This is a genomic window from Streptomyces sp. NPDC096013, assembly GCF_044763565.1.
GTDB lineage: Bacteria > Actinomycetota > Actinomycetes > Streptomycetales > Streptomycetaceae > Streptomyces.
Genome location: NZ_JBIWGK010000009.1, coordinates 320708 through 347370 on the forward strand (window position 1 = coordinate 320708; position 26663 = coordinate 347370).

Below are 26663 nucleotides of genomic sequence, written 5' to 3' on the forward strand. Positions count from 1 at the left end.
CTCAACTCCCCTGAAACTGATCGCTTTTGTCCATCGGAATCATGTGGAGGTTCCGTTCCGCAGCCGGAAGAACCCTTTCCAACCCGCCCCGCTCTTCTCGGGGACGAGAGTTTCGGTGATACCGCTGGCGCCCGGATCGCGGCGGGGCAGCTCGGCGGGCGCGGTGAACTGCGCGGGCGGCAGCGCCGGTTGCTCCCGGCGGCGCACGACGGGCGCGTCGGGCGGCAGCAGCACCGGGATCGGCACGGGGGTGTCGGCGCACTCCAGCAGTCCCTGGGCGAGCATCCGCGCCACCTCGGCGGTGACCGGGTAGACCCCGCGCCCGGCACGGAACGCGAGATCGCGGGCAGTGCGACGGCCGTCGACGTGGGCGAGCAACTCCCTTTGCAGCGGCCCGAGTCCGGCTTCGTCGAGCGGCCGGGCCGGGGCCCGGGGGCGCTCCCGGTCGGGGCGCACGGGATACGGCAGTGCGGCGAGCGCGGTGAGCTTGCGGGCCGCGTCCTGGAGCAGCCTGACCGGCGGCTCGCCGAGCACGACCGGGGCGAACGGCCTGATGTCCGGGGCGCGTTGACAGTCCTCGACGTCTCCGGAGGCGACCGCGAAGGCCGCGTCGTGCAGGGCGAGCACGCAGACGATCCGCAACTGGGCGGCGCCCGCGTACCCGTGGGCGATCAGCCCCTCCAGCGGCCAGCGCGTGCCGCCCGACTCCCTTACCAGCTCGGCCCACTGGTCCCCGCCGATCCGCCCGGAGCGCAGCAGCAGCGCCTCCGGACCGGGAGCGCCCGGACTCTCCACGGCGATGACGAGCCCGCCGCGCAGATGGAAGGTGCCGCCGGGTCTCCCGGACACCCGCAGTCCCCCGGTGAACTCCTCGCGTCCGCAGTCCGCGAGAGCCCGCGCGAGCAGGTCGTGACCGACCCGGCCGAGGGAATCCCGAATGCCCGACATCACTCCCCTAGGCTTTTCGTACACGCAACTGACGTGTAGCGCTGAGGGGTGAAGGTTTATCAGTCCGGGCGCATATTCAGGTCGGGTTCTTCCTACCTGCCTGCGGGTGACGGAACTTGAGAATTCCCGCCGTTCGACTTCCTTTGTACGACGCTCATTTGACCGAACGGGGGCGGGTCAGCGGACGGCCGGTGCGGGCCGGTCTCCGCCCAACACCCGTACCGGCAACGGCCGCAGCGCCTCGCGGAGGGCGGCGGCCAGTTCCTGGTACTCGGCGCGGCGGGCCGCACCGGTGCGCATCGCGAGGGCGATCCGGCGGGTCGGGGCGGGCTCGCTGAAGTAGCCGGTGAGGAGCCGGTCGCTGCGGGTGGTCTCGACGCGTACGGCGGTGCGCGGCAGCAGGGTGACCCCGAGCCCGCCGGCCACCAGCTGCACCAGGGTGGACAGCCCGGCCGCGGTCGTGGTCACCGGCGTGCCCTCCCGCCCTCCCACCCCGGCCTCCCGGCAGATGTCGAGCGCCTGGTCGCGCAGGCAGTGCCCCTCGTCGAGCAGCAGCAGGTTCAGCTCGCGCAGCGCCTCGCGCGGGATGCCGGAGCGTCCGCCGAGGGGATGACCGAGGGGCGTGACGAGCACGAAGTCCTCGTCGAGCAGCGGGAGTTCGACCACGCCCGGCACCCGCAACGGCACGGCGAGCAGCAGCAGGTCGAGCCGTCCGGTGGTCAGCCCCTCCAGCAGGTTCGCGGTCTGCTCCTCGTGCACCTGGAGGTCGAGGTCCGGGTACCGGTCGTGCACCAGCCGCAGCACGGTCGGCAGCAGATACGGCGCGACGGTCGGGATGACCCCGAGCCGCAGCGCCCCGGTGAACGGCGCCCGCACCGCCTCCGCCTCCTCCAGCAGCGCCACGACCTCCTCCAGCACCGCCTTCGCCCGCACGGCGAGCCGCTCACCGGCGGGCGACAGCAGCACCTTGCGGGTGGTGCGCTCCAGGAGGGTGACGCCGAGGGTCTCCTCCAGCGCGGCGACGGCACCGGAGAGGGCCGGCTGGCTCATGCCGATCGCGGCGGCGGCGTCCCGGAAGTGGAGGTGCTCGGCGACCGCGGAGAAGGCGCGCAATTGCGCGAGGCTGGGCTGGCGCCTCTTGCTCGTATTACTAACGGTCACTGATAACCGCCTCCGATCAACACGACACAGTGTAGCTATTTCCGCAATCAATGCACGTTGTGCCAGGATCGGGGCCGACCAAACCACGAGAAGCACTCATTCCGCTTGGGTGTTTCTCCGCTGCAAGGAGTGCATGTGCTCACTGTCGGTGACAAGTTCCCGTCGTTCGATCTGACCGCCTGTGTCTCGCTGGAGAAGGGCAAGGAGTTCCAGCAGATCGACCACAAGACCTACGAGGGCAAGTGGAAGATTGTCTTCGCATGGCCCAAGGACTTCACCTTCGTGTGCCCCACCGAGATCGCCGCCTTCGGGAAGCTGAACGACGAGTTCGCCGACCGTGACGCCCAGGTGCTCGGTTTCTCCGGCGACTCCGAGTTCGTCCACCACGCCTGGCGCAAGGACCACGACGACCTGCGCGACCTGCCCTTCCCGATGCTCGCCGACTCCAAGCACGAGCTGATGCGCGAGCTCGGCATCGAGGGCGAGGACGGCTTCGCCAAGCGCGCGGTGTTCATCGTGGACCAGAACAACGAGATCCAGTTCTCCATGGTGACCGCGGGTTCCGTCGGCCGTAACCCGAAGGAGGTCCTCCGGGTCCTCGACGCGCTCCAGACGGACGAGCTCTGCCCGTGCAACTGGACCAAGGGCGACGACACCCTGGACGCGGGCGCGCTGCTCGCCGGGGAGTGACCTGAGATGTCACTGGACACCCTGAAGTCCGCCATACCGGACTACGCCAAGGACCTGAAGCTCAACCTCGGTTCGGTCATCGGCAACTCCGACCTGCCGGCGCAGCAGCTGTGGGGCACGGTCCTGGCCACGGCGATCGCCTCGCGTTCTCCTCTGGTGCTGCGGGAGTTGGCGCCCGAGGCCAAGGCCAATCTGTCGCCCGAGGCGTACGGCGCGGCCAAGTCCGCCGCCGCGATCATGGCGATGAACAACGTCTTCTACCGGACGCGTCATCTCCTGTCCGACCACGAGTACGGCACCCTGCGCGCGGGTCTGCGCATGAACGTCATCGGCAACCCCGGGGTCGACAAGGTCGACTTCGAGCTGTGGTCGTTCGCCGTGTCCGCGATCAACGGGTGCGGGATGTGTCTCGACTCGCACGAACAGGTGTTGCGCAAGGCGGGTGTCGAGCGCGAGGTGATCCAGGAGGCGTTCAAGATCGCGGCGGTTGTGGAGGCGGTCGGGGTGACGCTGGAGGCGGAAGCGGTTCTGGCCTCTGAGTGACTTCGGCTGACCGTCCGTCTCGCTGGGGGCTCCGCCCCCAGACCCCCATTTCCCACCCACCCACCCGTTTACCGGCGTTTGAAGGTGAACCTAAAAGCGTCCGTAAACGGGTGGTGGGCGGGCAAGGGCCCGGGGGTCTGGGGGCGGAGCCCCCAGGGGGTTCTACGGGGCCTCGTCGTCCGGCGTCGATGACACCGCCGTCGCCCCCCGCGGCTTCGCGGACTGGATCGGCGCCGGTTCCTGGGAGTACGACTTGAGGTAGCCGACGACCGTGTTCAGTACCGCCACCAGCGGCACCGCCACCACCGCTCCGCCGATCCCCGCGACCATCCCACCCGCGGCGACCGAGAGGACCACCGCGAGCGGGTGGACCCGGACCGCGCGGCCCAGGATGAAGGGCTGGAGGATGTGGCCCTCGATCTGCTGCACCGCGAGGACCACCGCCAGAGTCATCAGCGCGGTGAACACGCCCTGGGTGACCAGCGCGACGACCACCGCCAGCGCGCCGGAGGCGACCGCGCCGACCAGCGGGATGAACGAGAACAGGAAGATGAACACGGCCAGCGGCACGGCCATCGGGACGCCGAGGAAGTAGATGCCGATGCCGATGCAGATGGCGTCGATGAGGGCGACTATCACCGTGCCGCGGACGTAGGCCGTGAGCGTGCGCCAGGCGCGCGGGCCCGCTCCCGCCATCGCCGGCCGGGCCGCCGCGGGCACCAGCTTCAGCGACCACTGCCAGATGCGCGGACCGTCGTAGAGAAGGAAGAGGGTCGAGAAGACCGTCAGGAGGATGCCGGTCAGGCCTTCCACGATGACCTGGACGCCCTCAAGGCCCGCCGAGGTGATCTGGTCGGTGTTGGCGCCGATGGCCTCGCGGAGGTTCTTCGCGATCTGGTTGATCTGCTTCTCGGTGACGTGGAACGGGCCCTTGAGCAGCCAGTTGCGCAGGTCGTCGACGCCGTTCTGGATCTGGCTCGAGAGGTTGTCGATGTTCGCCATGACCTGCCAGGTCACGAACCAGCCGATCAGCCCCATCACGACGAAGCCGAGGATCGCCGTCAGCGCCGTGGCGACACCGCGCGGGAAGCCGTAGCGGATCAGGCGGGCGACCGTCGGCTGGAGCAGGGCCGTGATGAGGAGGGCCGCCACGAAGGCCAGGACGACCAGTTGGACGGCGCTGATGACACGCATCAGGACCCAGACCGTGCCGGCCAGGATCAGCAGCCGCCAGCCGGCCTCGGCGGCGACACGCACGCCCCACGGCACGGCGAGCGCGGGGTCCGGGCGGTCGCGGGCGATGGTGACCGGGACGGGCTCCCGGGGCTCGGGGTGTTCGACGGGCGGTGCGGGCGCGGCCTCGGCGTCTTCCTTCGCCACTTCGGCGCGGCGCTCGTCCAACCGCTCCCCCATCTCGCTCAGTCCGGCACCGACCTTGCCGAGCCATCCTGGCACTCGCGACATGATGCGTCCTCTTCCCCCGTCTTGCCCCACTACTCCCCCCTGGAGTCGCTGCGAGTCCGACCGTACAGGGCGAAGGCCCCTCCCCCTATGACGGGGAGGGGCCTCGTGAGGTTGAGCGGACCGGAACGGGCGTCCGACCTAGTACCAGCTGTTCGCCTGCCAGAAGGACCAGGCCTCGCACGGGCTGCCGTAGCGGCTGTCCATGTAGTTGAGGCCCCACTTGATCTGGGTGGCCGGGTTCGTCTGCCAGTCCGAACCGACCGAGGACATCTTGGAACCGGGCAGGGCCTGGAAGAGGCCGTAGGCGCCGGAAGAGGCGTTGACCGCGCGGTAGTTCCAGCTGGACTCGTGGTCCACGATGTTGCTGAAGCACTGGAACTGGCCGCTGGGCACCATGGAGGCGGCCATCGACTGGATCTGGGCGACCGTGTAGGAGCTCTGCACGGGGAAGCTCGACGAGGAGCTGCTTGCCTTGGCGGACGCGGCCTTCGCCGCGGCCTTCTCCTTGGCTTCCTTCTCCGCCTTCTCGGCAGCCGCCTTCTTGGCGACGGCGGTCTTGGCGGCGGCCAGGCGGGCCGACTCCTCGGCGTCCTTCTTGGCGCTGGCGTCGGCCTGGATCGCCTGGGCGTCGGCCTGCTGCGTCAAGGAGGCGGTCTGTACCTGGGCCTGCTGGCCCGTGGGGATGTCCGCCAGGAGCGTGGTGTCGGCTGCCGTCGTCTCGGCGTCATTGTTCTGCGCCTGTGCGACGCTGCCCGAGGCAACGCCTACGACGCTTCCGACGGCGGTGACCGCGGTGGCCGAAGCCACTGCGAATCCCCGGACCGAAATCCGGCTCACACGGTGTCCTTCCAGCATCGTCCGCTTCGGTGACCCTGGCGGACGCAATCGTGCCCCTGAACGCTGGCCTCCCAACTACGGGGTCACGGGAGGCACGGGCCCGGTGGGCAACTCCCACTCGGGGAGCGCCGCGTGGAGAGCGGGCGGCATACGACGTCGCTGTGGAGTTGGCTGTGATGCTCAAGTGGTGCATACCGCTGGGGGTACACGTGTGTCGTATGCGGGGCCTGACAGGAATGAGACTCTGCCGTAACCGGACGCCGGGTGGCAATTCTGAGTTGCGTGTGAAAGCTCACATCCCGTTTGCCCCACGGGATTTCGAGAAACAGCAGGACGCCGAAGCGCCGCCCCGCTAAGCTCATCGGCTTTACGGAGCGGCGCCAACTGGCCTGGACTACCTCAGATTTGGCCGTCCTCCAGCATTTCGGTCACAAGCGCCGCGATCTGGGACCTCTCGGACCTCGTGAGGGTCACATGCGCGAAGAGCGGATGGCCCTTCAGCTTCTCCACCACGGCGACGACACCGTCGTAGCGGCCGACCCTCAGGTTGTCCCGCTGGGCCACGTCGTGGGTGAGGACCACCCGCGAGTTGGCGCCGATCCGGGACAGGACGGTCAGCAGGACGTTCCGTTCCAGGGACTGCGCCTCGTCCACGATCACGAACGCGTCGTGCAGCGAGCGTCCGCGGATGTGGGTGAGCGGCAGGACCTCGAGCATCCCGCGGGCGGTGACCTCCTCGATGACCTCGCGGCTGGTGACCGCGGACAGCGTGTCGAAGACCGCCTGGGCCCAGGGGCCCATCTTGTCGGCCTCGGAGCCGGGCAGATAGCCCAACTCCTGTCCGCCCACCGCGTACAGCGGCCGGAAGACCATCACCTTCTTGTGCTGGCGGCGCTCCAGGACCGCCTCAAGACCCGCGCAGAGCGCGAGCGCGGACTTGCCGGTGCCGGCCCGGCCGCCCATGGACAGAATCCCGATGTCCGGGTCGAGCAGCAGATCCAGCGCGATGCGCTGCTCCGCGCTGCGGCCCTTGATGCCGAACGCCTCCCGGTCGCCGCGCACGAGGCGGACGTTCCCCTCGGCGGTGACCCGGCCGAGCGCCTTGCCGCGCTCGGACTGGATCGTCAGACCGGTGTGGACGGGCAGGTCGGCGGCCTCCGGGACGAAGACGTGCCCTTCCTCGAAGAGGATGTCCACCTGTTCGCCGGGCAGGGTCAGTTCGGTCATTCCGGTCCAGCCGGAGGAGCCCGTGATGGCGAGTTCCGCGCGGTACTCCTCGGCGAGGAGTCCCACGGACGACGCCTTGATCCTGAGCGGAAGGTCCTTCGACACGACGGTGACGTCGTACCCCTCGGCCTGCAGGTTGCGGGCGACCGCGAGGATGCGGGAGTCGTTGTCCCCCAGGCGGTACCCGCTGGGCAGCACGCTGGGGTCCGAGTGGTTGAGCTCGACCCTGACGGTGCCGCCGAGTTCCCCGATCGGGATGGGGGCGTCGAGGCGACCGTGCCGGACCCGGAACTCGTCCAGCAGGCGCAGGGCCTGGCGGGCGAAGTAGCCGAGTTCGGGATGGTGCCGCTTGGCCTCCAGCTCTGTGACCACGACGATCGGCAGCACGACTTCGTGCTCGTCGAAGCGGTTCAGTGCGTTCGGGTCGGCCAGCAGAACGCTGGTGTCGAGAACATAGGTGCGCCGGTCAGGCATACGGCGCTTTGTGCTGGTCACCACGGAAGGACGTACCCCCTCGGAAGAGGTCGGGGAGCGACGGAGAGGAGCTGGACCGGTCCGGACCGCAGTGCGCGGGCCGAGGACCGGCCCTCCGTCTCGTCCGTACTGACCGCACGGTCGGGCTGGTGCAAAGGGCCTCCCGGGCGGACGGCCCCGTGCCGTCCGCTGAGATACGACACCCGTGGTTCGGGCGTCGACCTGCTTGGCTTATGCCCTCGAACATGCGCCGCCATGCCACGGCGTACGACGGCGCCCTGGTGAACTCCTTGTTACTTCCGCCCCAGCGGGGGTGGTCGGGCGGCTCCGCCCGGTCACCGCTCCCGGCCGTCCCGGGCCGTCCTGGGCCGTTCCCGGCCGTGAAGTTCCGGTGTTATCCGCCGTAGCGGCGGTGGCGTGCCGCGTAGTCGCGCATGGCGCGCAGGAAGTCGACCTTGCGGAAGGCCGGCCAGAAGACCTCACAGAAGTAGTACTCGGAGTGGGCCGTCTGCCACAGCATGAATCCGGACAGCCGCTGTTCTCCGCTGGTCCGGATCACCAGATCGGGGTCGGGCTGGGCGCCCGTGTAGAGGTGCTTGCCGATGAGGTCGACGTCCACGTGCTCGGCGAGCTCCTCCATGGAGGTGCCCTTGTCGGCGGCGTCCAGGATCATCGAGCGGACCGCGTCGGCGATCTCCTGGCGGCCGCCGTAGCCGATGGCGACGTTGACGAGTATCCCGTCGACGTGCGCCGTGGACTCCTGGGCCTCCTTGAGGACGGACTGCATCCCGGACGGCAGCAGGTCGAGGGTGCCGACGTGGTGGACGCGCCAGCGGCCGTCCGCGGCGAGGGAGGAGACGACGTTCTCGATGATGCCGAGCAGCGGGCCGAGCTCTTCCTGGGGGCGGTCGAAGTTGTCCGTCGACAGCAGCCACAGGGTGACGACCTCGACGTCCGTCTCGCTGCACCAGCCGAGGAACTCCTCGATCTTCTCGGCGCCCGCCCGGTGTCCCATGACGGTGGTCGAGCCGGCCGCCTTCGCCCAGCGCCGGTTGCCGTCCATGATGACGCCGACGTGCTTGGGCACCTGCTCGTGATCGAGATGGCCTTCCACCCTGCGTGCGTAGAACCTGACCAGCAGGCGGCGCAGGGTGTCGCGCAGGTTCACGTGTTGTCAGCCCCTCCGTGGATGGCAGTCCCCGGCTGCGAAGCCTACCCCCGCCGGGAGGCCGAATCCCCAAGTGGTGTCTGGGCTCATCCCGGTTCGGCACGAAGGTCGGACCCGAGCGGGAGGCGAGTGGGACGCGGTGCGTCCTCCAGGTCTTCCACGGGTTCGTCCTCGGCGGGCGCGGGGGCCGTCGCCGCGGGGCACAAAAAATCGGGCCGGTCCGTGGGGGGGATACGGACCGGCCCGAGGGGGGGTTTCCACCATAACCCTTCGTAAGTGATGCTGCGTGCATCGGCGGGCCACAACTACTCTCCGAAACCGTCCGACAACGCGTCAGGGGGTGGGGAAGCCCTGATTCCGGGCCTGATCATGGCCGGTTCACAGCGGATTCAAAGGAGAGCGTGGAGGTTTTCCGTCGACTCCCGGCGTGTCGCTCTCAGGGGTGACGCCGTCAGCGAACGTCCGCTTGACGGGGCAGGGCACCGCGCGGCCCCCTCCACCGCGCGGTGCCGACCGCGCAGCTTTGCTCACGCGAATTACCTTGGTCTGAACTTACGTGAAGTGGCGGGCCTGAGGCGAGTCGATCTCGATAACGATGTGGAAAAACCGTGTACGTATCGGGGACGTGCCGTGGTGCCCCGCCGGGCGGTCGGGCAGGCGGCCCGAGGGTGGTCGGGCGAGCGGTCCGCGGGCGGTCAGGCGAGCGGCTTCCGGGCGTCGAAGAGGTGGCGGGTGCTGTGCGCCACGAACGGGCCCTCGGCCTCGATCCGCTCGTGCAGGGCGCGGAGTTGGGGCTCGTAGGCCTCGACCGTGAAGTCCGGCACCATCCAGATCACCTTGCGGAGGAAATGGACGACGGCCGCGATGTCGTGGAACTCCATGCGCAGCCGCTCGGCCCGCAGGCCGACGATCTCCAGGCCCGCGGCCTCGGCGCCGGCCCGCTCGCGCTCCGGGTCGCGGGCACCGCTCACGGCCTCCGGCTGCGGCCCGACGAAGTGCTCGACCAGTTCGAAGGCGCTGCGGGGGCCGACGTGCTGGGCGAAGTACGTGCCGCCGGGCCGCAGCACGCGGGCGATCTCCGTCCAGTGGGCGCTGACCGGGTGACGGCTCAGGACCAGGTCGAACGCGGCGTCGGCGAAGGGCAGCGGGGCGTCCTCGGCCGCGGCGACCACCACGACACCGCGCGAGCGGAGCAGTTCGGTGGCCTTGGCGACGTTCGGCGGCCAGCCCTCGGTCGCGGCGACCAGCATCGGGGGCTGCGCGGCGGCCCGGCTCAGCGCGAAGTCGAAGACCTCCCCGCCCCCGGTCTGCACGTCCAGGGCGGTGGTCGCGCGCGAGAGGCGGTCCCCGGCGGAGCGCGCGTACCCCCACGAGGGGCGCGCCTCGGTGGCCCGGCCCTCGAACCACGAGAAGTCCCAGCCCTCGGTGGGGACGGCGGCGCCTTCCGCCACGAGGTCCTCGAAGCTCCTGCTGTTGTCCATGGGGCGATGGTCGCAGGGCGGTGTCGGTGGGCGCTGCTAATTTCCGAAGCATGACCGACGACGGAGATACGGCCGCGCTCCACCACGGCGACGAGAAGGCGACGCTGCACGCGAGCCTGGACCGGGTCCGGGACGCGGTGCTGTGGAAGCTGGACGGCCTGGACGAGGAGCAGGCCAGACGCCCGATGACGCCCTCGGGCACGAGCCTGCTCGGACTGGTGAAGCACCTGGCGTCGGTGGAGTACGGCTATTTCGTGGAGAGTTACGGCCGTGAGGTGGAGCCCCTCTGGTTCGACGCGTACCAGGGCGAGGACATGCGGGCGGCGCCGGACGAGACGACGGAGCGGATCGTCGCCTTCTACGGCCGTGCGCGCGCCGCCGCCGACCGCACGATCGCGGAGCTTCCACTGGACGCGGTCGGCCGGCCGCCGTGGCGCAAGCACTCCGTGTCGCTGCGGTGGGTACTGGTCCAGCTGATCGAGGAGACGGCCCGGCACGCCGGGCACATGGACATCGTGCGGGAGCTGATCGACGGGGTGGCGGGGGATCACCGGCCGGGGTAGCGGCTGCGGCGGCGTGGTTGTTGGTTCGGCGTGGTCGATAAGGCTGCGGGCCGGTGGGGGCTGGTCGCGCAGTTCCCCGCGCCCCCAGGGGGTGGACGTCAGGGGCCCCGTGCGCCCTAGGGAGTGGACGTCTGGGGACGAGTGCCACCCCTGGGCGTGGGTGTCAGGGGACCAGTGCCACCCCTGGGGGTGGGTGTCAGGGGACCAGTGCCCTGACCTCCTCCGCCGTGAAGTGTACGAAGGCCTCCGGGTCGGGTTCGTCGCCGGTGGGCTGGAGGACGACCGTGTCGGCGCCGGCTTCCGCGAGGCGTTGGACGGCCTTCGCCACGGTGGCCGCGTCGCCGGCGACTCCCAGGTCGGGGACCGATGCGACGCCGTCGTCGGTGAGTTCGGCGCGGAGGCGGGCGGTGGCGTCGGGGCCGGTGGCGGTGAGGAGGTAGACGACGAGCTTGTGCGGGTCGGTGCGGCCGGCCGCCTCGCGTCCCTCGTCGATGAGTTGGCGGGCCCGGCGGACGCCGTCGGGTGGGGTGCTCGCGGTGAGGATCGTGCCGTCGGCCGCCGCGCCGGAGAGGCGGAGGGTGCGTGGGCCGCCGGCGCCGGCGAGGATCTCGACGGGACCGGCAGGCGGCCAGTCGAGGGCGACGTCGTCGAGCGTGACGTAGCGCCCCTCGGTCGTGAGGCGTTCACCGCGCAACAGGGCGCGCAGCGCGTCGAGATGCTCGCGCAGCAGGGTCACCGGGGACTCGACGCGGGCGCCGACCTGTCCCATCCAGTCCTGTACGCCGTGTCCGACGCCGACGATCGCGCGGCCCGGGAAGAGCCGGTCCAGCGTGGCGACTTCCATCGCGGTGATGGCGACGTTCCGCAGCGGAACCGGCAACAGGCCCACCCCGACCCGGACTTGCTCGCTCCAGGCGAGCGCGGCGGCGGCCGTGGAGATCCCGCCCTCGCGGAAGCAGTCCTCCCACAGCCAGAGCTCTTCGAGCCCCGAGGCGTCGGCGAGGCGGACCACCTCCCGCAGTCGCTCGGGAGGGAGTTGGGGACGGAACACAGCGCCGAGTCCGGTCATGGATTCTTCCTACCTGGTCAGAGCGGCACGGACAACAGCTTTACGCCTGGCCGGTGTTGGCGTCGTCGCGCTCGTAGCGCAGGAGGACGACGCCGTTGCCGAAGGTGCGGCTCTCGGTGAGGCGGAGCGGGGTGCGGGTGTCGGAGACGGGGAACATGGGCGTGCCCCGGCCGAGGACGATCGGGTGGATGTACACCTTGATCTCGTCGACGAGGCCGAGCCGGAGAAAGGTCGCGGCGAGGTCGGCACCGCCGAGGCCCAGGTCTCCGCCGGGCTGTTCCTTGAGGGCCAGCACCTCCTCGGGGACGACCTCGGACACGACGGTCGTGTTCCACTCGGCGGGGCCGGTGGGCAGGGTCCGCGAGTACACGACCTTCGGCATGTCCCGCCAGATGCGTGCGAACTCGGCGATGACGGCGGGGGCTTCGGGGTCCGCGTCGGCGTGCGGCCAGTAGGCGGCCATCAGCTCGTGTGTGACGCGGCCGTCGACGAAGCCGCCCATGTTCTTGAGGGTGTCGTTCATGTGCTGGTGGAGTTCCTCGTCGACCCTGTGCCACTCGATGTCGTGGCCGGGACCCTCCATGTACCCGTCGAGGGACACGGACATCATCAGGCTGATCTTCCGCATGGCTGCACCACCTCTTCGTCGTCGGCCGCCGGGCACCGGACGCCGGGTCCACCACCGTCTCACGCCACCGCGAACGCCCCCAGCACCACACCGGTGAACGCTCCCCCGAGCATGAACGGCCCCAGCGGAATCGCCGTCTTGCGGCCCGCCCGGCGCAGGGCGACCATGCCGAGGCCGTAGACCGCGCCGTAGAGGATGCCCGCGAAGGCGCCCGTGATGAGCACCGCCCAGCCGTACCAGCCGAGGGCCGCGCCGAGGCCGAGGGCGAGTTTCACGTCGCCGAAGCCCATGCCGGCCGGGTTGATGAGGTACAGCACCCCGTAGCCGGCCCCGAGGGTGAGCGCGCCGAGCAGCGCCGTGGGCCAGGAACCGGCGTCGGCGGGGAGCGCTGCCGCGATGCCGAGGAGGGCGAGGGTGGCCGCGGCGAGCGGGAGGGTGAGGACGTCGGGGAGCCGGTGGACCCGGAGGTCGACCAGCGCGAGGAGCACGGCGACGGGGGCGGCGAGCAGCCAGGCGACGAGTTCGGGGCGGGGGCCGGTGGCGGCGGCGAGGGCCGCGCAGACGAGGGCGGTGACGGTGGAGACGACGGGGGTGCGGGGGCCGTAGGGGCCGCAGGCGGTGGTGGCCGTCCGGCTTTCCCGTGCGCCGGTGGTGCCGGTGGTGCAGCGGGCGCGGCCCAGCCAGCCGTCGAAGGGGCCGGTGATCGGGTGGCTGTCGGGGCACTCGCCCTTCCAGGGGTCCTCGGGCTCCACGGAGAGGCGGTACGCGGCGCGGGGCAGTGTGAGGCCCGACCACGCGCCCCACAGGGCACCCACGACGATCAGAATCAGGCGCACCCGGGGACGATATCGGGGGAGCGGTGGGCGGGACATGGGTCCAGGGGCCCATGTGGGGCCTACTCCCGGGTGGATACGGTCGGTTGGCGCCGGTATCGGAGCAGTGCGGAAGGTGACCTGACATGGGACGACGCTGGAACGACGGGCGCGGCAGGCTGATCGTGCGGGGGGCCGCGGAGGTGGTCGCCGTCCCGCTGGAGCTGGCCACCTCCTATCGGGCGCGCACGAAGGGGCTGCTCGGCCGGGACGGGATCGACGGGGCGATGCTGCTCTCCCCGGCGAGCAGTGTGCACACGTTCCGGATGCGGTTCCCGATCGACGTGGCCTACCTGGACCGGGACCTGCGGGTCGTCGCCGTCCACACCATGAGACCGGGGCGGCTGGGACTGCCGCGGCTGCGGTCCCGGCATGTCCTGGAGGCGGAGGCGGGGGTCATGGCCGGGTGGGGGTTGGGGGTCGGGGCTCAGGTGGAGGTGGAGTCGGAGTGACGCCCGGTCGTCGTCCGTGCCCCGGTGACCGGGCTCGCGTACGGCACGGTCGGGCTGCGGCACCTGCGGTTCAGTCGGCTTCGGGGAGCTCGGTGATCGGCCGGTCCGAGACGACCGCGCAGAGGATCATGGGGGCGTCGCCGTCGGACTGGCTGAGGGAGACGGCCAGTTGGCGGGTGGGGGTGTCGGGGCGGCCGGTCGGTACCGGTCCCCAGACCGAGAGGTCGCCCAACAGGTCCTCGTCGCACAGTGCTTGGAAGAGTGCGGGCATCGGGTCTCCCGCGATCTTGCGGAAGAGCGGTACGTGCATGGCGACTTGGCGGTGCGGTCCGTAACGGGCGTCCACCTCGCTCACGAGGTCGAACAGGTGGGCCTCCGCCGCCTCTTCCGCCGCGTCGCGCTCGGGGGCGTAGACACCGGTGAGCGGCCTGCCCACCCACAGCGGGGCGATCACGAAGCCGTCGCCGCGGGTTCGGGTCCACTCCCCCGTCGCCGGGTCGCCCTCGCTCACGGTCGGTCCGGTCGCCGGAACGGGTCCGGTGAGCAGCGCGTCGAGGCCCCGGAGTTCCCGGCCGGGTGCGGTCACAGCGTGGCCCGGTCCATGGGGCGCGGCAGAGGCCGTAGCGCTCCGGCGTCCCGCAGCCGTTCGAAGGCGTGCACCACGGTGTCCACGTCGCCCTCCGCCGCGATGTCGAGCACAACGCCCGCGCCGGGGACGGCTGTTCGGGGCGCGGCCAGATCGTCCGGCACCAACTCGGCGCGGGCCGGGGAGAGATAGCCGGCCCGGCCCACGCAGGGGTCGCCGACGCCGTACTCCGCCTCGTCCTCCAGCGCGTCCAGTACGTCGTCGTCGGTCACGTCGCCGAAGTCGGGGTGCCAGAACTCGGCCACGGCGGACAGGAGTTGGGTGCCGGGCAGCTCGGTGTCCTCGGGTGAGCGGATGCCGATCACCAGTGACTGGAGCAGGAACTCGGAGTCCCCGCCGGCCAGTCCGCTCACCTCGACCGTCCAGCCCTGCGCGCCCGTGGCGGTGAGCCGGAGAGCGGTGCCGGTCCCCTTCGACCAGTCGTCCGCCGCCCGAGCCTCCTGGAGCGCGGTACGCAGGGCGCCCTCGTCCGACGGCACCGGCGCGGCCGGGGAGGCGGTGCCGGGCGCGCGGACCACGGTCCACTCCGCGGGCAGAGCGGCCTGTGGAAGGAGCCGGGTGACCTGGTCGAGCGTCGCCTTCCAGCGGCCGGCCAGCTCCTCGACCGATTCCTCCCTGGGGCCCCAGAAGCCCCTCACCAGACGTCGCATTGTCCTTCTCCGCCTCTGTCGTAGTCCCTCGGTCACGGGTGCGTGCGGGTGAGTGTGCGGGTGTCGCAACAGGTCCGGCCGCACCCTCGGCGCCCCGGCGCGCCGTCACCCTAGTCGAGCTAGCCGAACGCCCCCGGCTTCCGCGTTCCGCCGACCGGCTTCTGCTTCTCGTAGACGACCTTGATGTCGAGGCCCTCGTCGCGGAACGCCCGCCTGGCCGCCTTGGCGACGTCGGGGTTGGAGAAGTGCCATTCGACGGCCTTGCCGCCCGCCGCCGCCACCTGCCGCCGCGCCTCGGCGGCGAACTCCGCCTTCGCGGACGGGGTCAGCTCCCCCGCGCTGGACTTGGAGAGGTAGCCCTCGTAGCCGTTCTTGGCCTCCAGATACGTCTGCCGGCCCGCGTCCCAGCCGTCGAACTCGACGTCGGGCACGCCCTTCTTGGGGTACGGGACCACGTACTCCTCGCCGCGGACCGTACCGGTGACCTGCTCCTGGTAGCGGAGCCAGGACTCGTTCTTCCAGTTGGGCGCGGGGTTGCGGTCCCGGCTCGCCCAGTAGCCGTCGCTGCCGTCGGCGGAGCCGAGGGTGTGGTCCTTCAGGTCGGCGGCCCAGTCCGGCGGGTTGTAGTTGCGCGGGTCCGAGGTGTCGTCGTGCTTGGGCTCGGGGTACTCCTTCTTGGCCGCCGCGGCCTTCGCCGCGCGTCCCGGCTCCTCCGCCCGCTTCTTCGCGAGGTAGGCCTCCCGCTCCTGCTTGCGGGCTTCCTCGGCCTCCTTCTTGGCGTCCTCGTCACAGCCGTCCTCGGCCAGCAGGACGTACGGGGAGGAGGCGCCGGCGGCCAGGACCGTGGTGCCGGTTCCGGTGCCGCCGAGGACGGAACCACCGCCGCCGTACGGGACCCGGCGTGCCGGGGCGCCGATGGTGCAGCCGGACTCGCGGGCCTTCTTCTCGGCCTCGTCCGCCGCGTCGTCGGCCTCCTTCGCCGCCTTCTCCGCGCCCTCGACATCGCCCGCCTTGGCCGCCTTCTTGGCGTCCTCGGCCGCCTTGGTGGCTTCCTCCGCGAACTTGCCGAGCTTCCCCAGCTTGCCGACCTTGCCCAGGTCGCCGAGTTTCTCGAAGACCTTGGCGCCGTCGTAGCCCGGGATGAAGAGGGAGCCGACGTTCCAGAGGACGTGGGAGACGGCGCGCGTCTTGTCGCCGTTGTTCCAGTCCTTGGCGACGTCGTCGCCGATGAACACGTCGTAGAGCACCGTGCCGCCGGTCTTCACGGAGGCACCGGTCCAGTCCCAGAGGGCGCCGCCGTAGTCGCCGTCGGACCACTTCTTGCCGGCGTCCTTGGAGTTCTCCGACCAGGCGTGGCCGAGCTGCTTTCCGTAGTCGCCGATGCCCTTCACCGTGTCGATCGGGTGGCGGACCATGTCGTAGATACCGGTGAGGTCACCCCAGACGCCGTCGACGACGAGACCCTGGCCGACCTGTTTGACCTGGTCGCCGGCACAGCCGAAGAAGGCACCGAAGCCGGAGAAGCAGCCGTCGTCTTTTTTGTCCTTGCTGTTGTCCTTGCCGTTGTCCGTGCCCTTGTCCTGCTTGTCGTCGGTGGTGGTTGTGGTGCTCGGATCGGTGGAGCCGTTGCCGCCAGTGGTCCCGCCGCTGGTGGTTCCCCCGGTGGTGGTTCCCCCGCTGGTGGTCCCGCCATTGGTGGTCCCGCCGGTGCCGCCACCGTTACCGCCGTTGCCGCCGTTGCTCCCGTTGTCGGCGGTCACGTCCGTGCCGCCGCCCGTCGGGCCCGGGCAGGCCATGCCGGTGACCTTGCAGACCTCCGACTGGATGCCGGTGAAGATCTGGGTGCCGAGGCCGGTGACGAGCAGTGCGGTGATGATGGCGGCGACGATCGCGATGAACCCGGCGTACTCGACCGACGTCTGCCCCTCGTCCCGGCGCCAACGGATCAGCCGGGCAAGGGAGAAGGGGCGGCGCTCCACACGGTCCAGTTCGGCGAGCGCGTACCACTGACGGCTTTCGGGGCGGGTCAGGAGGAACAGGATGAGGATCGGGAGGAGCAGTTGCAGACCCCCGCGGGAGGAGCCGGAGGCGAGGTTGACGACACCGCCGAGGATCAACCAGCCCTGTACGGCGCCCAGTCCACGCCGGACGCGGACCCCGCCCTCCCAGCTCCGCCGGGCGAGCCACCAGCCGAGGACGCCCGGCGCGGCGGCGTAGGCGACGAGGGCGATGACCCGGCCGTCCAGGGCGTCGTACGACGCGGCCGTCATCAGCAGGCCGAGCCCGCCGACGACGGTGACCGCGAAGAGCACGTGCACGAGCACCAGGGCGGCGGACAGCGGCACCGGCATCGCCCGGCGCCCGCCCGACCCACCCTGCCCGCCCGGCACTCCTCCGATCGAGGCCATGCTGTCTCCCCGTCCCCCGCCATCACTCACGACGCCACGAACAGCGCCCCCGAGCTTCCAGAGGTTAGGGACGGGACAGCCGCCCGAGATGGGCCCGGGGACCCAAATCAGTGCCCAAGTCCTGGGTGGGTCCGGGGAGTCGGTGGGGTGGGAACGGGTCGGGGCTTGTGAGGACGGAGCGCCGGGGTTGAGGCGTGGCCGTTGCGGGCTGTGTACGGTGCCCAACTGCCCCCGGAATTGCGAGTGGTGGACCGCTCCGGCCCGTGAGCCCTCCGGGGCCGCCCGGCCCGAGGCCGTCCCTGGCGGGGACGCTTCCGGCGCCGGTGTGGCTGCACACGGCGGCACCGGCCCCGGTCGCCTGCCCCGGATCCGGTGAATCGGCCCTCTATCGCCCGCCGTTCAGCTCGCCGTGCGTGGGAACGTCACCTCGACCCTGCGGTTCTTCTTGCGGCCGGCCTCCGTGGAGTTGTCGGCGATCGGGTACTGCTCGCCGTAGCCGCGTACCTCGAAGGTGATGTTCGGGTTGTTCAGGTCCGAGTCCAGGACCGCCTGTACGGCGTCGGCGCGCTGCTTGGAGAGGATGTCGCCGTGGGCCGACGAGCCGAGGTTGTCAGTGAAGCCGAAGACGCGGACCGTCGACGCGTTCTGCTTCTTGATCTCCTCGGCGATCGCGTCGATACGGGCCTTCGCCTCCGCGCTCAGCTTCGCGCTGTCCTTGCTGAAGAGGACCTCGGCCTGGAGGGCGAAGGTCACGTCCGAGTTGGTGTCCTCACGGCGTTCCTCACCGCCCTGGTCCTCCACGACGCTCTTGATGTCCAGGACCTTGGGGTCGGCGAGCGTGGCGCCTTCGGGGAGCTTGAGGTCCGGGTCGTTCGGGTCGACCTTCACCGGGGCGGAGGCGGAGGCCTCGGTACCCGGCGGGACGCTCGGACCCGGGGTGTCGTCGGCGTGCGCCGCCACCGCGCCGACGATGTTCGCGGCGACCATGATCGTGGCGGCGGTCACGACCAGGGCGAGACGGGGAGTGGTGGTCACGGCCGCCTCACCCAGAGATCTTGATCGTGCCGACGGGGAATGTCGGCAGCTCGAAGGACACCTCGGTGGTGCTCGACGGGGGTGCGGGGAACTGCATGAAGACGGCGAGGCTGTCGCCCGCCTTGATCGTCGTGAAGCCCGTGGTCGTCAGCGGACGGCCGTCCGTGTCCCGCAGCACGTAGTACCGCTTCTTGCTCTTCGAGTCGACCAGCGTGGCGCCGCCCAGCGACGGACCGTTCTTGATGATCTCGGTCTCGTTGCCGCTCAGCGCGGACGGAATCACCAGGCTCTTGTCCCCGTCGTTCTTCAGATCGCCGTTCACCGTGATGAAGCCGCCGGAGTCGCGCTGGGCCGAAGTGAGCTGCAGAAGCAGGCCGTTGGAGCCCTTCAGCTCGGCCAGGGGCTCGTCCGACTGCCCCTCCTGAGCGCTCGGACCGGATCCACCGCTGCTCTTGGAGGCCGACGCCGACGTGTCCGGCTTCTTGTCGTCGCCGCCACTCCCGCAGCCGGCCACGCCGAGGGCAAGACCGGCCGCGACAGCCAACGCGACCGTCCCCCTGCGGGCCGTCGAAGTGAACCAAATCCTCATGACTCTGCTTCCTTCATCACTCGTCGTTCGCTTGTCAGTCGGCCAGGTGGACGTCGAAGAGGTCCTCGGGTCCGGGGAGATCGGTGAGGTGGAGCGGGTCCAGGTCCCAGTCCTTGCCGTCCTTGCAGGTGAGCTTCGGCAGCACGTTGTCACCGGCGCCCGCGCCGAGGGGTTCGAACGTGCAGAGCGCCTCGATCTCCGCCGTGGCATGGGCTTTCGAGTAGGTGCTCTCCGTGCCGGGGACGATCGAGTCCCCCACCGGCTTGTCGCTCTCCACACCGACCGTGTACTGCGAGGGCAACCCCGTGGGCGGCGAGCAACTGGTCACGTGGGCCTTGTTCTGCGCCGCGAGCTGACCGGCCCGCCCGCACGAATCGACGAGCCCCGCGATGTTGCCGTCGAAGATCTCCTGCCACTTCGTCGGGTCGAGTACGTCCTTCACCCACTCGCCCGCGAGCTGGTCCCGGGTGTCCTGGGCCGCCGCGAGCGCTGCCGCGTCGGCGGCCGTCTGGGCACCGCTCCGGTTCACCGCGGCCTGGCCGACCGCTACGTAGGCGAACGCGAGAAAGAGCAGACCCGCCACCACCGTGATGTAGATGGGGAAGGCCTGCCCTGCGTCGCTGGACCTACCGGCCCGCATCAGCCGCCGGTGACTTCGGAGATCTTGCTCGTGATCGCGTCGTAGATGGACTGACCGATGGACGTACCCGTGATCGCCAGCACGATCGCCACCACGACCGCGATGATCCCCAGGTACTCCACCGCCGTCTGCCCCTTGTCGCCCGCACGGCGCCGCAGGGCCTCGACGGTCGTGTTCTTCCAGCCGTTGACGCGTGCCTTGGTCGCAACGGCGGTCTTCAGCATCAGGTCGCTCATGGTGTTCCCCTCCGAATGACGCGTTACCGGCTTCCTCGTCGCCGGTGCCGCTTTCGACATGAGAACGGTATGCCCGATCCACAGGTACGCCAGAGGGCCCCAGGGCCCAAAATCGGGCCCAATTGCAGCCCTTGTCGTCGCACTGGGCCCGCCCGTCGCCGAACCGGGGCCGTAGGCCCGGCCGTTGGGTCCACCGTCGCGGTGTCATGGGTCAGCCCAGCCCTCGGGCCGAACCAGGCGCCGTACCAAGCCACTTGGCGGCGGCCTCGGAGCGGCTGGTGCTGTGGAGCTTGGCGAAGATGCGGTTGATGTGGTTCTTGACCGTCTTCTCGGAGATGAAGCAGGTGGCGGCGATCTGCTGGTTGGTCATGCCGGACGCGATGTGGTCCATGATCTCCGCCTCCCTCGCGCTGAGTTGGAACCGTGACCTGTCCGAGGATGACTGTCTCACAGTAGGTTGCAGTTGCGAAAGCCCTTCCGCGGAATTCAACCTAGGATGGGTCATTGAAGGGATTGTTCCATTTGCAGCTGCACCTAGTTGAGAGTCGTACGTGCCCAGTCCCTCGGGCAGCGACCGGGGCGAACGCGCCGCCTGCTCCTGCCGCAGCTGGGCCAGCAGCGCACCCGCGGCCGATGGCGTGAAATGGGCCCTGCCCTGCCTGATGTCCCGTACGGCGGCCACCAGTTCGTCCGCCGTGAACTCGCCGTGGACCAGATAACCGCCCGCTCCCCGGCGCAGCGCCTCCTGGACGATCTCCGACTCCCTGCTGTACGTGAGCATCACGACCGGGGCGATCCGCACCAGGTACGGCAGCGCCGAGATGCCGTCCACGCCCGGCATACGGACGTCCAGCAGGACCACGTCGGGGCGGTGGAGGTGGGCCGCCTCGTAGGCCTCGCGGCCGTCCGCCGCCTCCGCCACGACCGTGATGTCCGCGCGGCCCGACAACAGGGCCGTCAGCCCGGCCCGGACCACCGGGTTGTCGTCGGCCACCACGACCCGGAGGGGCGAAGTCGGCGCGGGCGGCGGGAAGTTCGGGAACGGGTTCGGCGGCGGCTGGGGCGCGCCGGGGTGGGGCGTCGTCTGGTCCGGCATGGCTGCCTCCTCTCGGGTCGTTGCGGGTGGGGCTCGCTTACGTCCTCTACGACTTCTGCGTCTTCGTCTGCGTCTTCGTCTGTGTCTTCGTCTGTGTCTTCTGCCGCGACTTCTTCTACGACTTCTTCCGCGTCCTCCGCGTCCGCTACGTCTTCGGTGACGTCAGCGCGCCCAGCGGGAGTTCCAGGCGGACTTCCGTGCCCGTGTCGTGGCCGCCCCTGCCGATGCGGATACGGGCACCCACCGAGGCCGCCCGCTCGACCATGCCGACCAGGCCGAAGTGGCCTGCCCTGCGCAGCTGTTCGAGGGTGGTGCCCTCGGGGAGGCCGCGGCCGTCGTCGTAGACGCTGATCCGGAGGAGGCTCTCGTGCACCCCGGCCTGGACGTCGACCTTGGTGGGTGCCGCGTGGCGGTGGGCGTTCTCCATCGCCTCCGTCGCGATGGTGAGGAGTTGGCGGGCCACGGCGGGCGGGACCGGCGGTACGCCGTGCTCGCCGGTCGGGCGGTAGGTCGTGGGGAGGCCGGTCCTGGCGCTGAAGTCCCTGGTCCGGGCGGCCAGTTCGACGAGTACGTCCGTGCCCTCGTCCGGGTTGGACTCGCGCCGCAGGTCCGCCAGGAGTTCGCGGGATTCCGCGGCAGCCCTGCGGGCCGAGCGGGCGACCAGTTCCGCCTGCTGTCTGATCAGGGTCGGGTTCATGTGGTCCGCTCCCGCCGAGCCCGCCAGGCCGTCCGCCGCGAGGGCGACACCGTGCAGGGTCTTCGCCACCGAGTCGTGCAACTCCCGTGCCAGGCGTGCCCGTTCCGCTCCCACCGCTTCCGTCACGGCGAGGCGGGCCTGGACCGTCGTCAGCGCGGTCGTGGCCTCGCCGAAGCGGAGCATCAGGTTGCGCAGGGTCACGCCCACCGCGCCGGCGATCACGCACAGGCCGGGCAGCAGGAAAGCCTGTGCCACGACCTTGTGGTGGTCCGCGGCGGCGGTCTGGGCCAGCAGCAGGATCACCGCCTGGAGGCCGGCGAAGCAGCCGGCGCCTCGCCAGCCGTAGACGATGCCGGCGAGGAGGGGGGTGCAGACGCTGACGTAGGCGAGCGTGCTGGTCGGCCCTGCCGAGATCAGGAGCAGGGAGCCGAAGAGGGTGTCCACGGCGAGGAGCGAGGGGTGACGCAGGAGGAGGGGGCCGAAGCGCTCCCAGTCCCTGAACAGGACGTAGGAGGCCATGAAGGTGACCACCACGGCCGCGCCCACCAAGCGGGTTGCCAGTCCGGGGGTGGCGTTGACCAGGGCGGAGGGGGCGGCCAGGGCGATCATCGCCAGGCGGAAACCGAAGACCTGCCTGCACATCGCTTGCAGCGCGCTGATCTGGATGGGGAGGGCCACTTCCCGGCCGTCGGCAGGGGTGTGACTGGCAGCCGCTCCACCCGTGTCGCTGTCGCCGTCGGGTGCGGGTGGCCCCTGGGGGGCGTCTCCGCCGTCGGCGGCCAGCCGTTCGGCCTCCGGTTGCCGGGCCGGGCTCGGCACCCCTGGCAGCCCCGTCGGCACCCATCCCGGCGGCAGCGCGGGCGTCACCGACGTCACCGGGATGTCGGTGGCCCCCGAACGGACGTGGTCCGGCAGTACCGTCCCCGCGGGCGGTGTGGTGATCTCGGTCGGTCTGGGGCGGCGGCGCAGCCGTCCTGTGCGTTCCCCCGTCGTCGCCATCGTCCCCTTCGCCCCCGTTCCTACTTGCCCGTGATCGTGCTGAAGTCCGTGCCGGAGCCGAGGAGGAGGCCCGCGCCGAGGAGCAGCATCGTGGCCGGGACCATGAACGTGGTGATCATCATGGTGGCCTTGGGGACCGCGCGGGCCGCCTTGCGGCGGGCGTTCTGCGCGTCCGTGCGGCGCATGTCCTTGGCCAGGGCGACCAGCGTGTCGACGATCGGCGCGCCCAGCTCCTCCCCCTGCTGCAACGCCGTCACGAACATGGCCACTTGCTCGCTGTCGTTGCGTCGCCGGAGCTCCGTGAAGGCGGCGCGGCGGCTCATGCCGAGGTCCATCTGCCGTAGCGTGATGCGGAGTTCGTCCGCCCAGGGGCCCTCGTACTTCGAGGCGACGCGGTCCAGGGCCTGGCGGAAGCCCAGGCCCGCGCTCACCACCACGGCGAGCACGTCGAGGAAGTCGGGCAGGGTCCGTTCGATGACGTCCCGGCGGATGCGGATCGCCGACCAGATGCCGACCTCGGTCCACAGCGCGCCGAAGGCGAACAGGATGACGGCGAGGAGGTAGTTCCCCTTCACCAGGAACACCAGGCCGCCGAAGCCGCCGAGGAAGCCGTAGACCGCGCGGCGGGCCGCGTAGCGGTCGATGGTGAGGCCGCCGGGGTTGCCCGCGAGGTCTATCTTGCGGCGGTACCTGGCGACCAGCTTGGGGCCCATCAGGCGCAGGACCAGCGGGGCGTAGCGCATGCCCAGCCGGTCGACGAGGGAGTCGACCGCGCCGGTGCGGGTCGAGCCGACCTCCAGGGCGAGGACCAGGTCGGTGGGGAGTTTCGCGTCGGCGCGGTACATGCGGATGCCGGCGAAGATGCCCCAGACGCTGAGGCCCATGACCAGTCCGAGTGCGAGTGCTGTCATCGGGTCACCCTCCTCAGACGTCGATGCGGGACAGGCGGCGGATGAGGACGAAGCCGATCGCGTAGAGCCCGAAGGCGATGATCACGCATGCCTGGCCGATCGGTGAGCCCGTCATCCGGTCCAGGGCACCGGGTTTGACGCCGTTCATCAGGAAGAGGGCGCCCACGCCCATCACCGGAACGGCGTACGACGTCATGTTGACCTGGGAGAGCTGGGTGCGGACCTCGCGCCGGGTCTCCTTGCGTTCCTCCAGGGTCTCCGTGAGGTTGCGCAGGGCGCTGACGACCTGGCCGCCCGCCCGGTTGGAGAGCACCAGCGTCGTGACGAGGACGACGAGTTCGCGGGACGGGAGCCTGTCCGCCAGCTCGCTCAGCGCGTCGTCCATGGAGGCGCCGACCGCCAACTGGTTGGCCACCTTGCCGAGTTCCTCCCCCGCCGGTGCCTCCAGTTCCTCCGCCGCCATGCCGATCGCGGTGCGCAGCGCGAGCCCGGCGTGGGTGGCGTTGGCCATGATGCGGGCCAGTTCGGGGAGTTGGTTGATGAACTTCTCGATGCGCTTCTGGCGCTGCCAGTTGAGGAACTGGATCGCCACCCCGATGCCCAACAGCCCTGCTATCGGCCCGAAGAAGGGCGCCAGGGACGCCTGGCCGATCAGCCAGAGGGCCACCACCGTGGCCAGCATGTAGACGAAGAACTCGCCCGGCGTCATGTCCAACCCCGTGGCCGCGAGCCGGAGTTCGAGCTGCCTGCCGAGGCGTGTGCGGCGCAGCCTGCGGTCCAGGCCGCGGAAGCGACGGGCGCGGCCCATCTGGATCTGGCCGGTCGAGGAGAGCCGGTCGACCAGGGCCGCGCGCTGTGCCTTGCCCATGGCGTAGGCGTGCAGTCCGGCGACGCCCAGGACGCAGGTCAGCAGGGTGACGCCGGTGGTGAGCGTGACGATCGTCTGGAGATCCATGGGGTCGGTCCCTACCTACTGGCTTCTCGGAGGGCTAGCTGTTCCGCGGTGTGGGCGACGCCGAAGGCCTGCGGCAGCGGCTGGCTGGCCATGTAGAGCCGGTCGGCGGTGCGGCGGGAGAGCGGGAAGTACTCGAAGGTGCCGTAGACCCGGCCGTCGGAGGAGATGGGCTGCGGGCTGAAGCGGGCCACCGTCGCCAGCCGGTACGGCTCGCTGCCGTGGCTGTCGAGGAGGGCGATCTCGGTGATGCGGCGGGCGCCGTCGGCGAAGCGGGTGAGCTGGATGATGACGTCGACGGCGCTGTTGATCTGGTCGTGCAGCGCCTCGAAGGGGATCTCCACCTCGGACATGGACGCCAGGGTCTTCAGCCGCATCAGCGCGTCCTCGGCGCTGTTGGCGTGGACGGTCGCGAGGGAGCCGTCGTGGCCCGTGGACATCGCCTGGAGCATGTCGAGGGACTCGCCGCCGCGGACCTCGCCCACGACGATCCGGTCGGGGCGCATGCGCAGGGAGTTGCGGACCAGGTCGCGGATGGTGACCTGGCCGTTGCCCTCGACGTTCGGGGGTCGGGCCTCCAGGCGGATCACATGGGACTGCTGGAGCTGGAGTTCGGCCGAGTCCTCGATGGTGATGATGCGTTCGGTCTCCGGGATCAGGCCGGAGAGGGCGTTGAGGAGGGTGGTCTTCCCGGTGCCCGTGGCGCCCGACACGATGATGTTGAACTTCGCGTGCACCAACCCCGCGAGGAGGTACAGCATGTGCTCGTCCAGCGAGCCGAAGCCGACCATCTCCTGGAGCGTGAAGGAGCGCGGGAAGCGCCGGATCGTGAGCGTGGCACCGGTCAACGACAGCGGCGGGATGATGACGTTGACGCGCTCGCCGGACGGCAGACGGGCGTCGACCATCGGATTCGACTCGTCCACGCGGCGGTTGACCGTCGACACGATCCGCTCGATGGTCTGCATCAGCTGGTCGTGGGAGGGGAAGCGGAGCGGCAACTGCTCGACGCGGCCGCCGCGTTCGACGAAGATCGCGTCCGGGCCGTTGACCATGATCTCGGTGATCGACGCGTCTTCGAGGAGCGGTTCGAGGATGCCGAGGCCGAGCGCCTCGTCGACGACCCGGCGGATCAGCTGCGAGCGCTCGATGGTCGAGAGGACCGGCCCCTCACGGCTGATGATGTGTCCGAGCACCCGCTCCAGGCGGGCCCGTCGCTCGGCCGCGGCCAGGGCGCTCATCTCCGCGAGGTCGATCTCCTCCAGGAGTTTGGCGCGGTACGAGGCGACCATGTGGCCGTCCTCGCCCCGATGCCCGTTCTCCTCGGGATGGTTGACGCGTTCCCGCAGACCCATGAGTGCTGTGCTCCTCGCTCCTTGTTCAGTCGAGCTCTGTGGTTCTCTGCCGTTGTCTGTGGCTCTTTGCCGTTGCCTGTGGTTCTCGTCGTTCTTGTCGTTCTCGTCGTTCAGTGGTCGAGGGGCATGGTGGCGGTCTTGCTGGCGTTCCCGAAGCCGTCGTAGCCGGGGATGACCGACGGGATGTGGATGGTGGCGGTGACGCTGACCGTGTCGCCGCCGAACGACTCCGGGCAGCTGACCGACAGCCAGTCGCTGACGGCCTCGCTGCACGCCTGCTGCGCGCCCTGCCTCAGCGAGGCACTGCGCGCGCCCGCCCTGGCCGCCGTGCCCGCCTGCTGCGCGGTGTAGGCGACCAGCCCGAGCTGCACCGCCGCCAGGGCGACGAGGAGCAGGACCGGGATGAACCCCAGGTATTCGATGGCGACTTGACCGCGGTCGCGCGCGCGGAGGCCGTAGGACATGTCAGTTCTTCTCCTCCTCTACGGCGCCCGCGTGACCGCGCACCGTGAAGGGGAAGCCGATCGAGCCCGGGAAGAGGACGGGCACCTTGAGGGTGACGTCGGCCGTGACGAAGCCCGTGCCTCCGCAGGTCACCGTGGCGTCCCCCTTCCACGCGTCGCTCAGCTTGTCGAGGCCGGCCTGTTCGCAGGCGGCCTCCCGGTCGCCCCGGGTCGCGGCCGTCCCCGCGCGCACCGCCTCGTCCGCAGCATTCCCCGCGAGCGTGAAGGTGTACCCCACCAGCACGAACTGCCACATCAGCACCAGCGTCAGAATGATCAGCGGGGCCATGCCGAGGAACTCGATGCTGGTCTGCCCCCGGTCCCGTTCCCGTTCCCGTTCCCGTACGGTCGCGCGCACGTCCATCCCCC

General features: G+C 70.4%; 28 protein-coding genes. 4 read left to right on the plus strand and 24 right to left on the minus strand.

The annotated features are described in order from the left end of the window. Positions 1 to 39 precede the first annotated feature (39 nt). Together ACIRB1_RS29225 and ACIRB1_RS29230 are read right to left on the minus strand one after the other, a co-directional pair. The gene (locus ACIRB1_RS29225) at positions 40 to 948 is read right to left on the minus strand and encodes a MarR family transcriptional regulator (protein WP_403467524.1); all 909 of its coding nucleotides are present in this window, start codon (positions 946 to 948) and stop codon (positions 40 to 42) included. Between the two features lie 177 nt (positions 949 to 1125). Next, positions 1126 to 2109: a LysR substrate-binding domain-containing protein gene (locus tag ACIRB1_RS29230; RefSeq protein ID WP_403467525.1), complete on the minus strand. Its 984-nt coding sequence runs from the start codon at positions 2107 to 2109 to the stop codon at positions 1126 to 1128. Between the two features lie 135 nt (positions 2110 to 2244). Between ACIRB1_RS29230 and ACIRB1_RS29235 the strand changes: the two genes are divergently transcribed. Both ACIRB1_RS29235 and ACIRB1_RS29240 read left to right on the plus strand, forming a co-directional pair. Then, complete coding sequence (locus ACIRB1_RS29235; protein ID WP_266772041.1) at positions 2245 to 2799, plus strand: peroxiredoxin; 555 nt, start codon at positions 2245 to 2247, stop codon at positions 2797 to 2799. Between the two features lie 6 nt (positions 2800 to 2805). Further along, on the plus strand, positions 2806 to 3342 hold the full coding sequence (locus ACIRB1_RS29240) for an alkyl hydroperoxide reductase (RefSeq protein WP_403467526.1): 537 nt from the start codon (positions 2806 to 2808) through the stop codon (positions 3340 to 3342). A 162-nt stretch (positions 3343 to 3504) separates the two neighbouring features. Here ACIRB1_RS29240 and ACIRB1_RS29245 read toward each other — a convergent pair whose 3' ends face one another. The 5 genes from ACIRB1_RS29245 to ACIRB1_RS29265 all read right to left on the minus strand — a co-directional run bounded on the left by ACIRB1_RS29245 (position 3505) and on the right by ACIRB1_RS29265 (position 9993). Continuing rightward, positions 3505 to 4806, minus strand: coding sequence for an AI-2E family transporter (locus ACIRB1_RS29245; RefSeq protein WP_403467527.1), 1302 nt, complete (start codon positions 4804 to 4806; stop codon positions 3505 to 3507). 138 nt (positions 4807 to 4944) lie between these two features. Continuing rightward, the gene (locus tag ACIRB1_RS29250) at positions 4945 to 5661 is read right to left on the minus strand and encodes a lytic transglycosylase domain-containing protein (RefSeq protein ID WP_403467528.1); all 717 of its coding nucleotides are present in this window, start codon (positions 5659 to 5661) and stop codon (positions 4945 to 4947) included. Between the two features lie 381 nt (positions 5662 to 6042). Beyond that, a complete protein-coding gene (locus ACIRB1_RS29255; protein WP_352180854.1) occupies positions 6043 to 7368 on the minus strand; it encodes a PhoH family protein in 1326 nt (441 codons plus the stop codon). Between the two features lie 370 nt (positions 7369 to 7738). After that, the gene (locus tag ACIRB1_RS29260) at positions 7739 to 8512 is read right to left on the minus strand and encodes an isoprenyl transferase (RefSeq protein WP_328829365.1); all 774 of its coding nucleotides are present in this window, start codon (positions 8510 to 8512) and stop codon (positions 7739 to 7741) included. A gap of 695 nt (positions 8513 to 9207) precedes the next feature. Further along, complete coding sequence (locus ACIRB1_RS29265) at positions 9208 to 9993, minus strand: methyltransferase domain-containing protein (protein ID WP_352180855.1); 786 nt, start codon at positions 9991 to 9993, stop codon at positions 9208 to 9210. Between the two features lie 50 nt (positions 9994 to 10043). Between ACIRB1_RS29265 and ACIRB1_RS29270 the strand changes: the two genes are divergently transcribed. Beyond that, positions 10044 to 10556, plus strand: coding sequence for a DinB family protein (locus ACIRB1_RS29270; RefSeq protein ID WP_403467529.1), 513 nt, complete (start codon positions 10044 to 10046; stop codon positions 10554 to 10556). A 196-nt stretch (positions 10557 to 10752) separates the two neighbouring features. On the opposite strand, the gene ACIRB1_RS29275 is transcribed toward ACIRB1_RS29270, so the two are convergent. From ACIRB1_RS29275 to ACIRB1_RS29285, 3 genes are read right to left on the minus strand one after another with little or no spacing between them, the layout of a single operon-like run. Beyond that, the gene (locus tag ACIRB1_RS29275) at positions 10753 to 11625 is read right to left on the minus strand and encodes an LLM class flavin-dependent oxidoreductase (RefSeq protein WP_403467530.1); all 873 of its coding nucleotides are present in this window, start codon (positions 11623 to 11625) and stop codon (positions 10753 to 10755) included. A gap of 40 nt (positions 11626 to 11665) precedes the next feature. Further along, positions 11666 to 12253 carry a dihydrofolate reductase family protein gene (locus ACIRB1_RS29280; RefSeq protein ID WP_352180858.1) on the minus strand — a complete coding sequence of 196 codons (588 nt, stop codon included), beginning with the start codon at positions 12251 to 12253 and terminating at the stop codon, positions 11666 to 11668. 59 nt (positions 12254 to 12312) lie between these two features. Continuing rightward, on the minus strand, positions 12313 to 13089 hold the full coding sequence (locus tag ACIRB1_RS29285; RefSeq protein ID WP_403467531.1) for a prepilin peptidase: 777 nt from the start codon (positions 13087 to 13089) through the stop codon (positions 12313 to 12315). Between the two features lie 122 nt (positions 13090 to 13211). Here ACIRB1_RS29285 and ACIRB1_RS29290 point away from each other — a divergent pair, with 122 nt between their 5' ends. Beyond that, positions 13212 to 13577 carry a DUF192 domain-containing protein gene (locus tag ACIRB1_RS29290; RefSeq protein WP_403467532.1) on the plus strand — a complete coding sequence of 122 codons (366 nt, stop codon included), beginning with the start codon at positions 13212 to 13214 and terminating at the stop codon, positions 13575 to 13577. A gap of 70 nt (positions 13578 to 13647) precedes the next feature. Here the strand turns inward: ACIRB1_RS29290 and ACIRB1_RS29295 are convergent, their stop codons facing one another. The 14 genes from ACIRB1_RS29295 to ACIRB1_RS29360 form a co-directional block, all read right to left on the minus strand. Then, positions 13648 to 14163, minus strand: a complete 516-nt coding sequence (locus ACIRB1_RS29295; RefSeq protein ID WP_403467533.1) for a hypothetical protein — start codon at positions 14161 to 14163, stop codon at positions 13648 to 13650. Then, positions 14160 to 14873, minus strand: a complete 714-nt coding sequence (locus ACIRB1_RS29300) for a hypothetical protein (protein ID WP_403467534.1) — start codon at positions 14871 to 14873, stop codon at positions 14160 to 14162. The genes ACIRB1_RS29295 and ACIRB1_RS29300 overlap by 4 nt, the downstream gene beginning before the upstream one ends. 119 nt (positions 14874 to 14992) lie before the next feature. Then, positions 14993 to 17281 carry a Tox-REase-5 domain-containing protein gene (locus ACIRB1_RS29305; protein ID WP_403467535.1) on the minus strand — a complete coding sequence of 763 codons (2289 nt, stop codon included), beginning with the start codon at positions 17279 to 17281 and terminating at the stop codon, positions 14993 to 14995. Positions 17282 to 17680: 399 nt separating this feature from the next. Continuing rightward, on the minus strand, positions 17681 to 18268 hold the full coding sequence (locus ACIRB1_RS29310; protein WP_403467591.1) for an OmpA family protein: 588 nt from the start codon (positions 18266 to 18268) through the stop codon (positions 17681 to 17683). Positions 18269 to 18323: 55 nt separating this feature from the next. Beyond that, a complete protein-coding gene (locus ACIRB1_RS29315; RefSeq protein WP_352180865.1) occupies positions 18324 to 18905 on the minus strand; it encodes a hypothetical protein in 582 nt (193 codons plus the stop codon). Positions 18906 to 18939: 34 nt separating this feature from the next. Next, entirely contained in the window at positions 18940 to 19545 is a 606-nt protein-coding gene (locus ACIRB1_RS29320) for a pilus assembly protein TadG-related protein (protein ID WP_352180866.1), read from the minus strand. Further along, on the minus strand, positions 19545 to 19781 hold the full coding sequence (locus ACIRB1_RS29325) for a hypothetical protein (protein WP_352180867.1): 237 nt from the start codon (positions 19779 to 19781) through the stop codon (positions 19545 to 19547). The genes ACIRB1_RS29320 and ACIRB1_RS29325 overlap by 1 nt, the downstream gene beginning before the upstream one ends. A 211-nt stretch (positions 19782 to 19992) precedes the next feature. After that, on the minus strand, positions 19993 to 20877 hold the full coding sequence (locus tag ACIRB1_RS29330; protein ID WP_403467536.1) for a response regulator: 885 nt from the start codon (positions 20875 to 20877) through the stop codon (positions 19993 to 19995). A 145-nt stretch (positions 20878 to 21022) separates the two neighbouring features. Then, the gene (locus ACIRB1_RS29335) at positions 21023 to 22573 is read right to left on the minus strand and encodes a sensor histidine kinase (RefSeq protein WP_403467537.1); all 1551 of its coding nucleotides are present in this window, start codon (positions 22571 to 22573) and stop codon (positions 21023 to 21025) included. A 20-nt stretch (positions 22574 to 22593) separates the two neighbouring features. Then, a complete protein-coding gene (locus ACIRB1_RS29340; RefSeq protein ID WP_352180870.1) occupies positions 22594 to 23484 on the minus strand; it encodes a DUF5936 domain-containing protein in 891 nt (296 codons plus the stop codon). Between the two features lie 13 nt (positions 23485 to 23497). Further along, complete coding sequence (locus ACIRB1_RS29345; protein ID WP_352180871.1) at positions 23498 to 24439, minus strand: type II secretion system F family protein; 942 nt, start codon at positions 24437 to 24439, stop codon at positions 23498 to 23500. Between the two features lie 11 nt (positions 24440 to 24450). Then, the gene (locus ACIRB1_RS29350) at positions 24451 to 25791 is read right to left on the minus strand and encodes a CpaF family protein (RefSeq protein WP_352180872.1); all 1341 of its coding nucleotides are present in this window, start codon (positions 25789 to 25791) and stop codon (positions 24451 to 24453) included. Between the two features lie 110 nt (positions 25792 to 25901). After that, positions 25902 to 26255, minus strand: a complete 354-nt coding sequence (locus tag ACIRB1_RS29355) for a TadE/TadG family type IV pilus assembly protein (protein ID WP_352180873.1) — start codon at positions 26253 to 26255, stop codon at positions 25902 to 25904. Position 26256: 1 nt separating this feature from the next. After that, on the minus strand, positions 26257 to 26658 hold the full coding sequence (locus ACIRB1_RS29360) for a TadE family protein (RefSeq protein ID WP_403467538.1): 402 nt from the start codon (positions 26656 to 26658) through the stop codon (positions 26257 to 26259). Positions 26659 to 26663 lie beyond the last annotated feature (5 nt).

Excerpts from the sequence above, each read along its gene's own strand:
- ACIRB1_RS29225 (WP_403467524.1), bottom strand. The coding sequence starts at position 948 with ATGTCGGGCATTCGGGATTCCCTCGGCCGGGTCGGTCACGACCTGCTC.
- ACIRB1_RS29240 (WP_403467526.1), top strand. The coding sequence starts at position 2,806 with ATGTCACTGGACACCCTGAAGTCCGCCATACCGGACTACGCCAAGGAC.
- ACIRB1_RS29245 (WP_403467527.1), bottom strand. The coding sequence starts at position 4,806 with ATGTCGCGAGTGCCAGGATGGCTCGGCAAGGTCGGTGCCGGACTGAGC.
- ACIRB1_RS29250 (WP_403467528.1), bottom strand. The coding sequence starts at position 5,661 with ATGCTGGAAGGACACCGTGTGAGCCGGATTTCGGTCCGGGGATTCGCA.
- ACIRB1_RS29265 (WP_352180855.1), bottom strand. The coding sequence starts at position 9,993 with ATGGACAACAGCAGGAGCTTCGAGGACCTCGTGGCGGAAGGCGCCGCC.
- ACIRB1_RS29270 (WP_403467529.1), top strand. The coding sequence starts at position 10,044 with ATGACCGACGACGGAGATACGGCCGCGCTCCACCACGGCGACGAGAAG.
- ACIRB1_RS29275 (WP_403467530.1), bottom strand. The coding sequence starts at position 11,625 with ATGACCGGACTCGGCGCTGTGTTCCGTCCCCAACTCCCTCCCGAGCGA.
- ACIRB1_RS29280 (WP_352180858.1), bottom strand. The coding sequence starts at position 12,253 with ATGCGGAAGATCAGCCTGATGATGTCCGTGTCCCTCGACGGGTACATG.
- ACIRB1_RS29290 (WP_403467532.1), top strand. The coding sequence starts at position 13,212 with ATGGGACGACGCTGGAACGACGGGCGCGGCAGGCTGATCGTGCGGGGG.
- ACIRB1_RS29300 (WP_403467534.1), bottom strand. The coding sequence starts at position 14,873 with ATGCGACGTCTGGTGAGGGGCTTCTGGGGCCCCAGGGAGGAATCGGTC.
- ACIRB1_RS29305 (WP_403467535.1), bottom strand. The coding sequence starts at position 17,281 with ATGGCCTCGATCGGAGGAGTGCCGGGCGGGCAGGGTGGGTCGGGCGGG.
- ACIRB1_RS29310 (WP_403467591.1), bottom strand. The coding sequence starts at position 18,268 with ATGGTCGCCGCGAACATCGTCGGCGCGGTGGCGGCGCACGCCGACGAC.
- ACIRB1_RS29315 (WP_352180865.1), bottom strand. The coding sequence starts at position 18,905 with ATGAGGATTTGGTTCACTTCGACGGCCCGCAGGGGGACGGTCGCGTTG.
- ACIRB1_RS29320 (WP_352180866.1), bottom strand. The coding sequence starts at position 19,545 with ATGCGGGCCGGTAGGTCCAGCGACGCAGGGCAGGCCTTCCCCATCTAC.
- ACIRB1_RS29325 (WP_352180867.1), bottom strand. The coding sequence starts at position 19,781 with ATGAGCGACCTGATGCTGAAGACCGCCGTTGCGACCAAGGCACGCGTC.
- ACIRB1_RS29330 (WP_403467536.1), bottom strand. The coding sequence starts at position 20,877 with ATGCCGGACCAGACGACGCCCCACCCCGGCGCGCCCCAGCCGCCGCCG.
- ACIRB1_RS29335 (WP_403467537.1), bottom strand. The coding sequence starts at position 22,573 with ATGGCGACGACGGGGGAACGCACAGGACGGCTGCGCCGCCGCCCCAGA.
- ACIRB1_RS29340 (WP_352180870.1), bottom strand. The coding sequence starts at position 23,484 with ATGACAGCACTCGCACTCGGACTGGTCATGGGCCTCAGCGTCTGGGGC.
- ACIRB1_RS29345 (WP_352180871.1), bottom strand. The coding sequence starts at position 24,439 with ATGGATCTCCAGACGATCGTCACGCTCACCACCGGCGTCACCCTGCTG.
- ACIRB1_RS29350 (WP_352180872.1), bottom strand. The coding sequence starts at position 25,791 with ATGGGTCTGCGGGAACGCGTCAACCATCCCGAGGAGAACGGGCATCGG.
- ACIRB1_RS29355 (WP_352180873.1), bottom strand. The coding sequence starts at position 26,255 with ATGTCCTACGGCCTCCGCGCGCGCGACCGCGGTCAAGTCGCCATCGAA.
- ACIRB1_RS29360 (WP_403467538.1), bottom strand. The coding sequence starts at position 26,658 with ATGGACGTGCGCGCGACCGTACGGGAACGGGAACGGGAACGGGACCGG.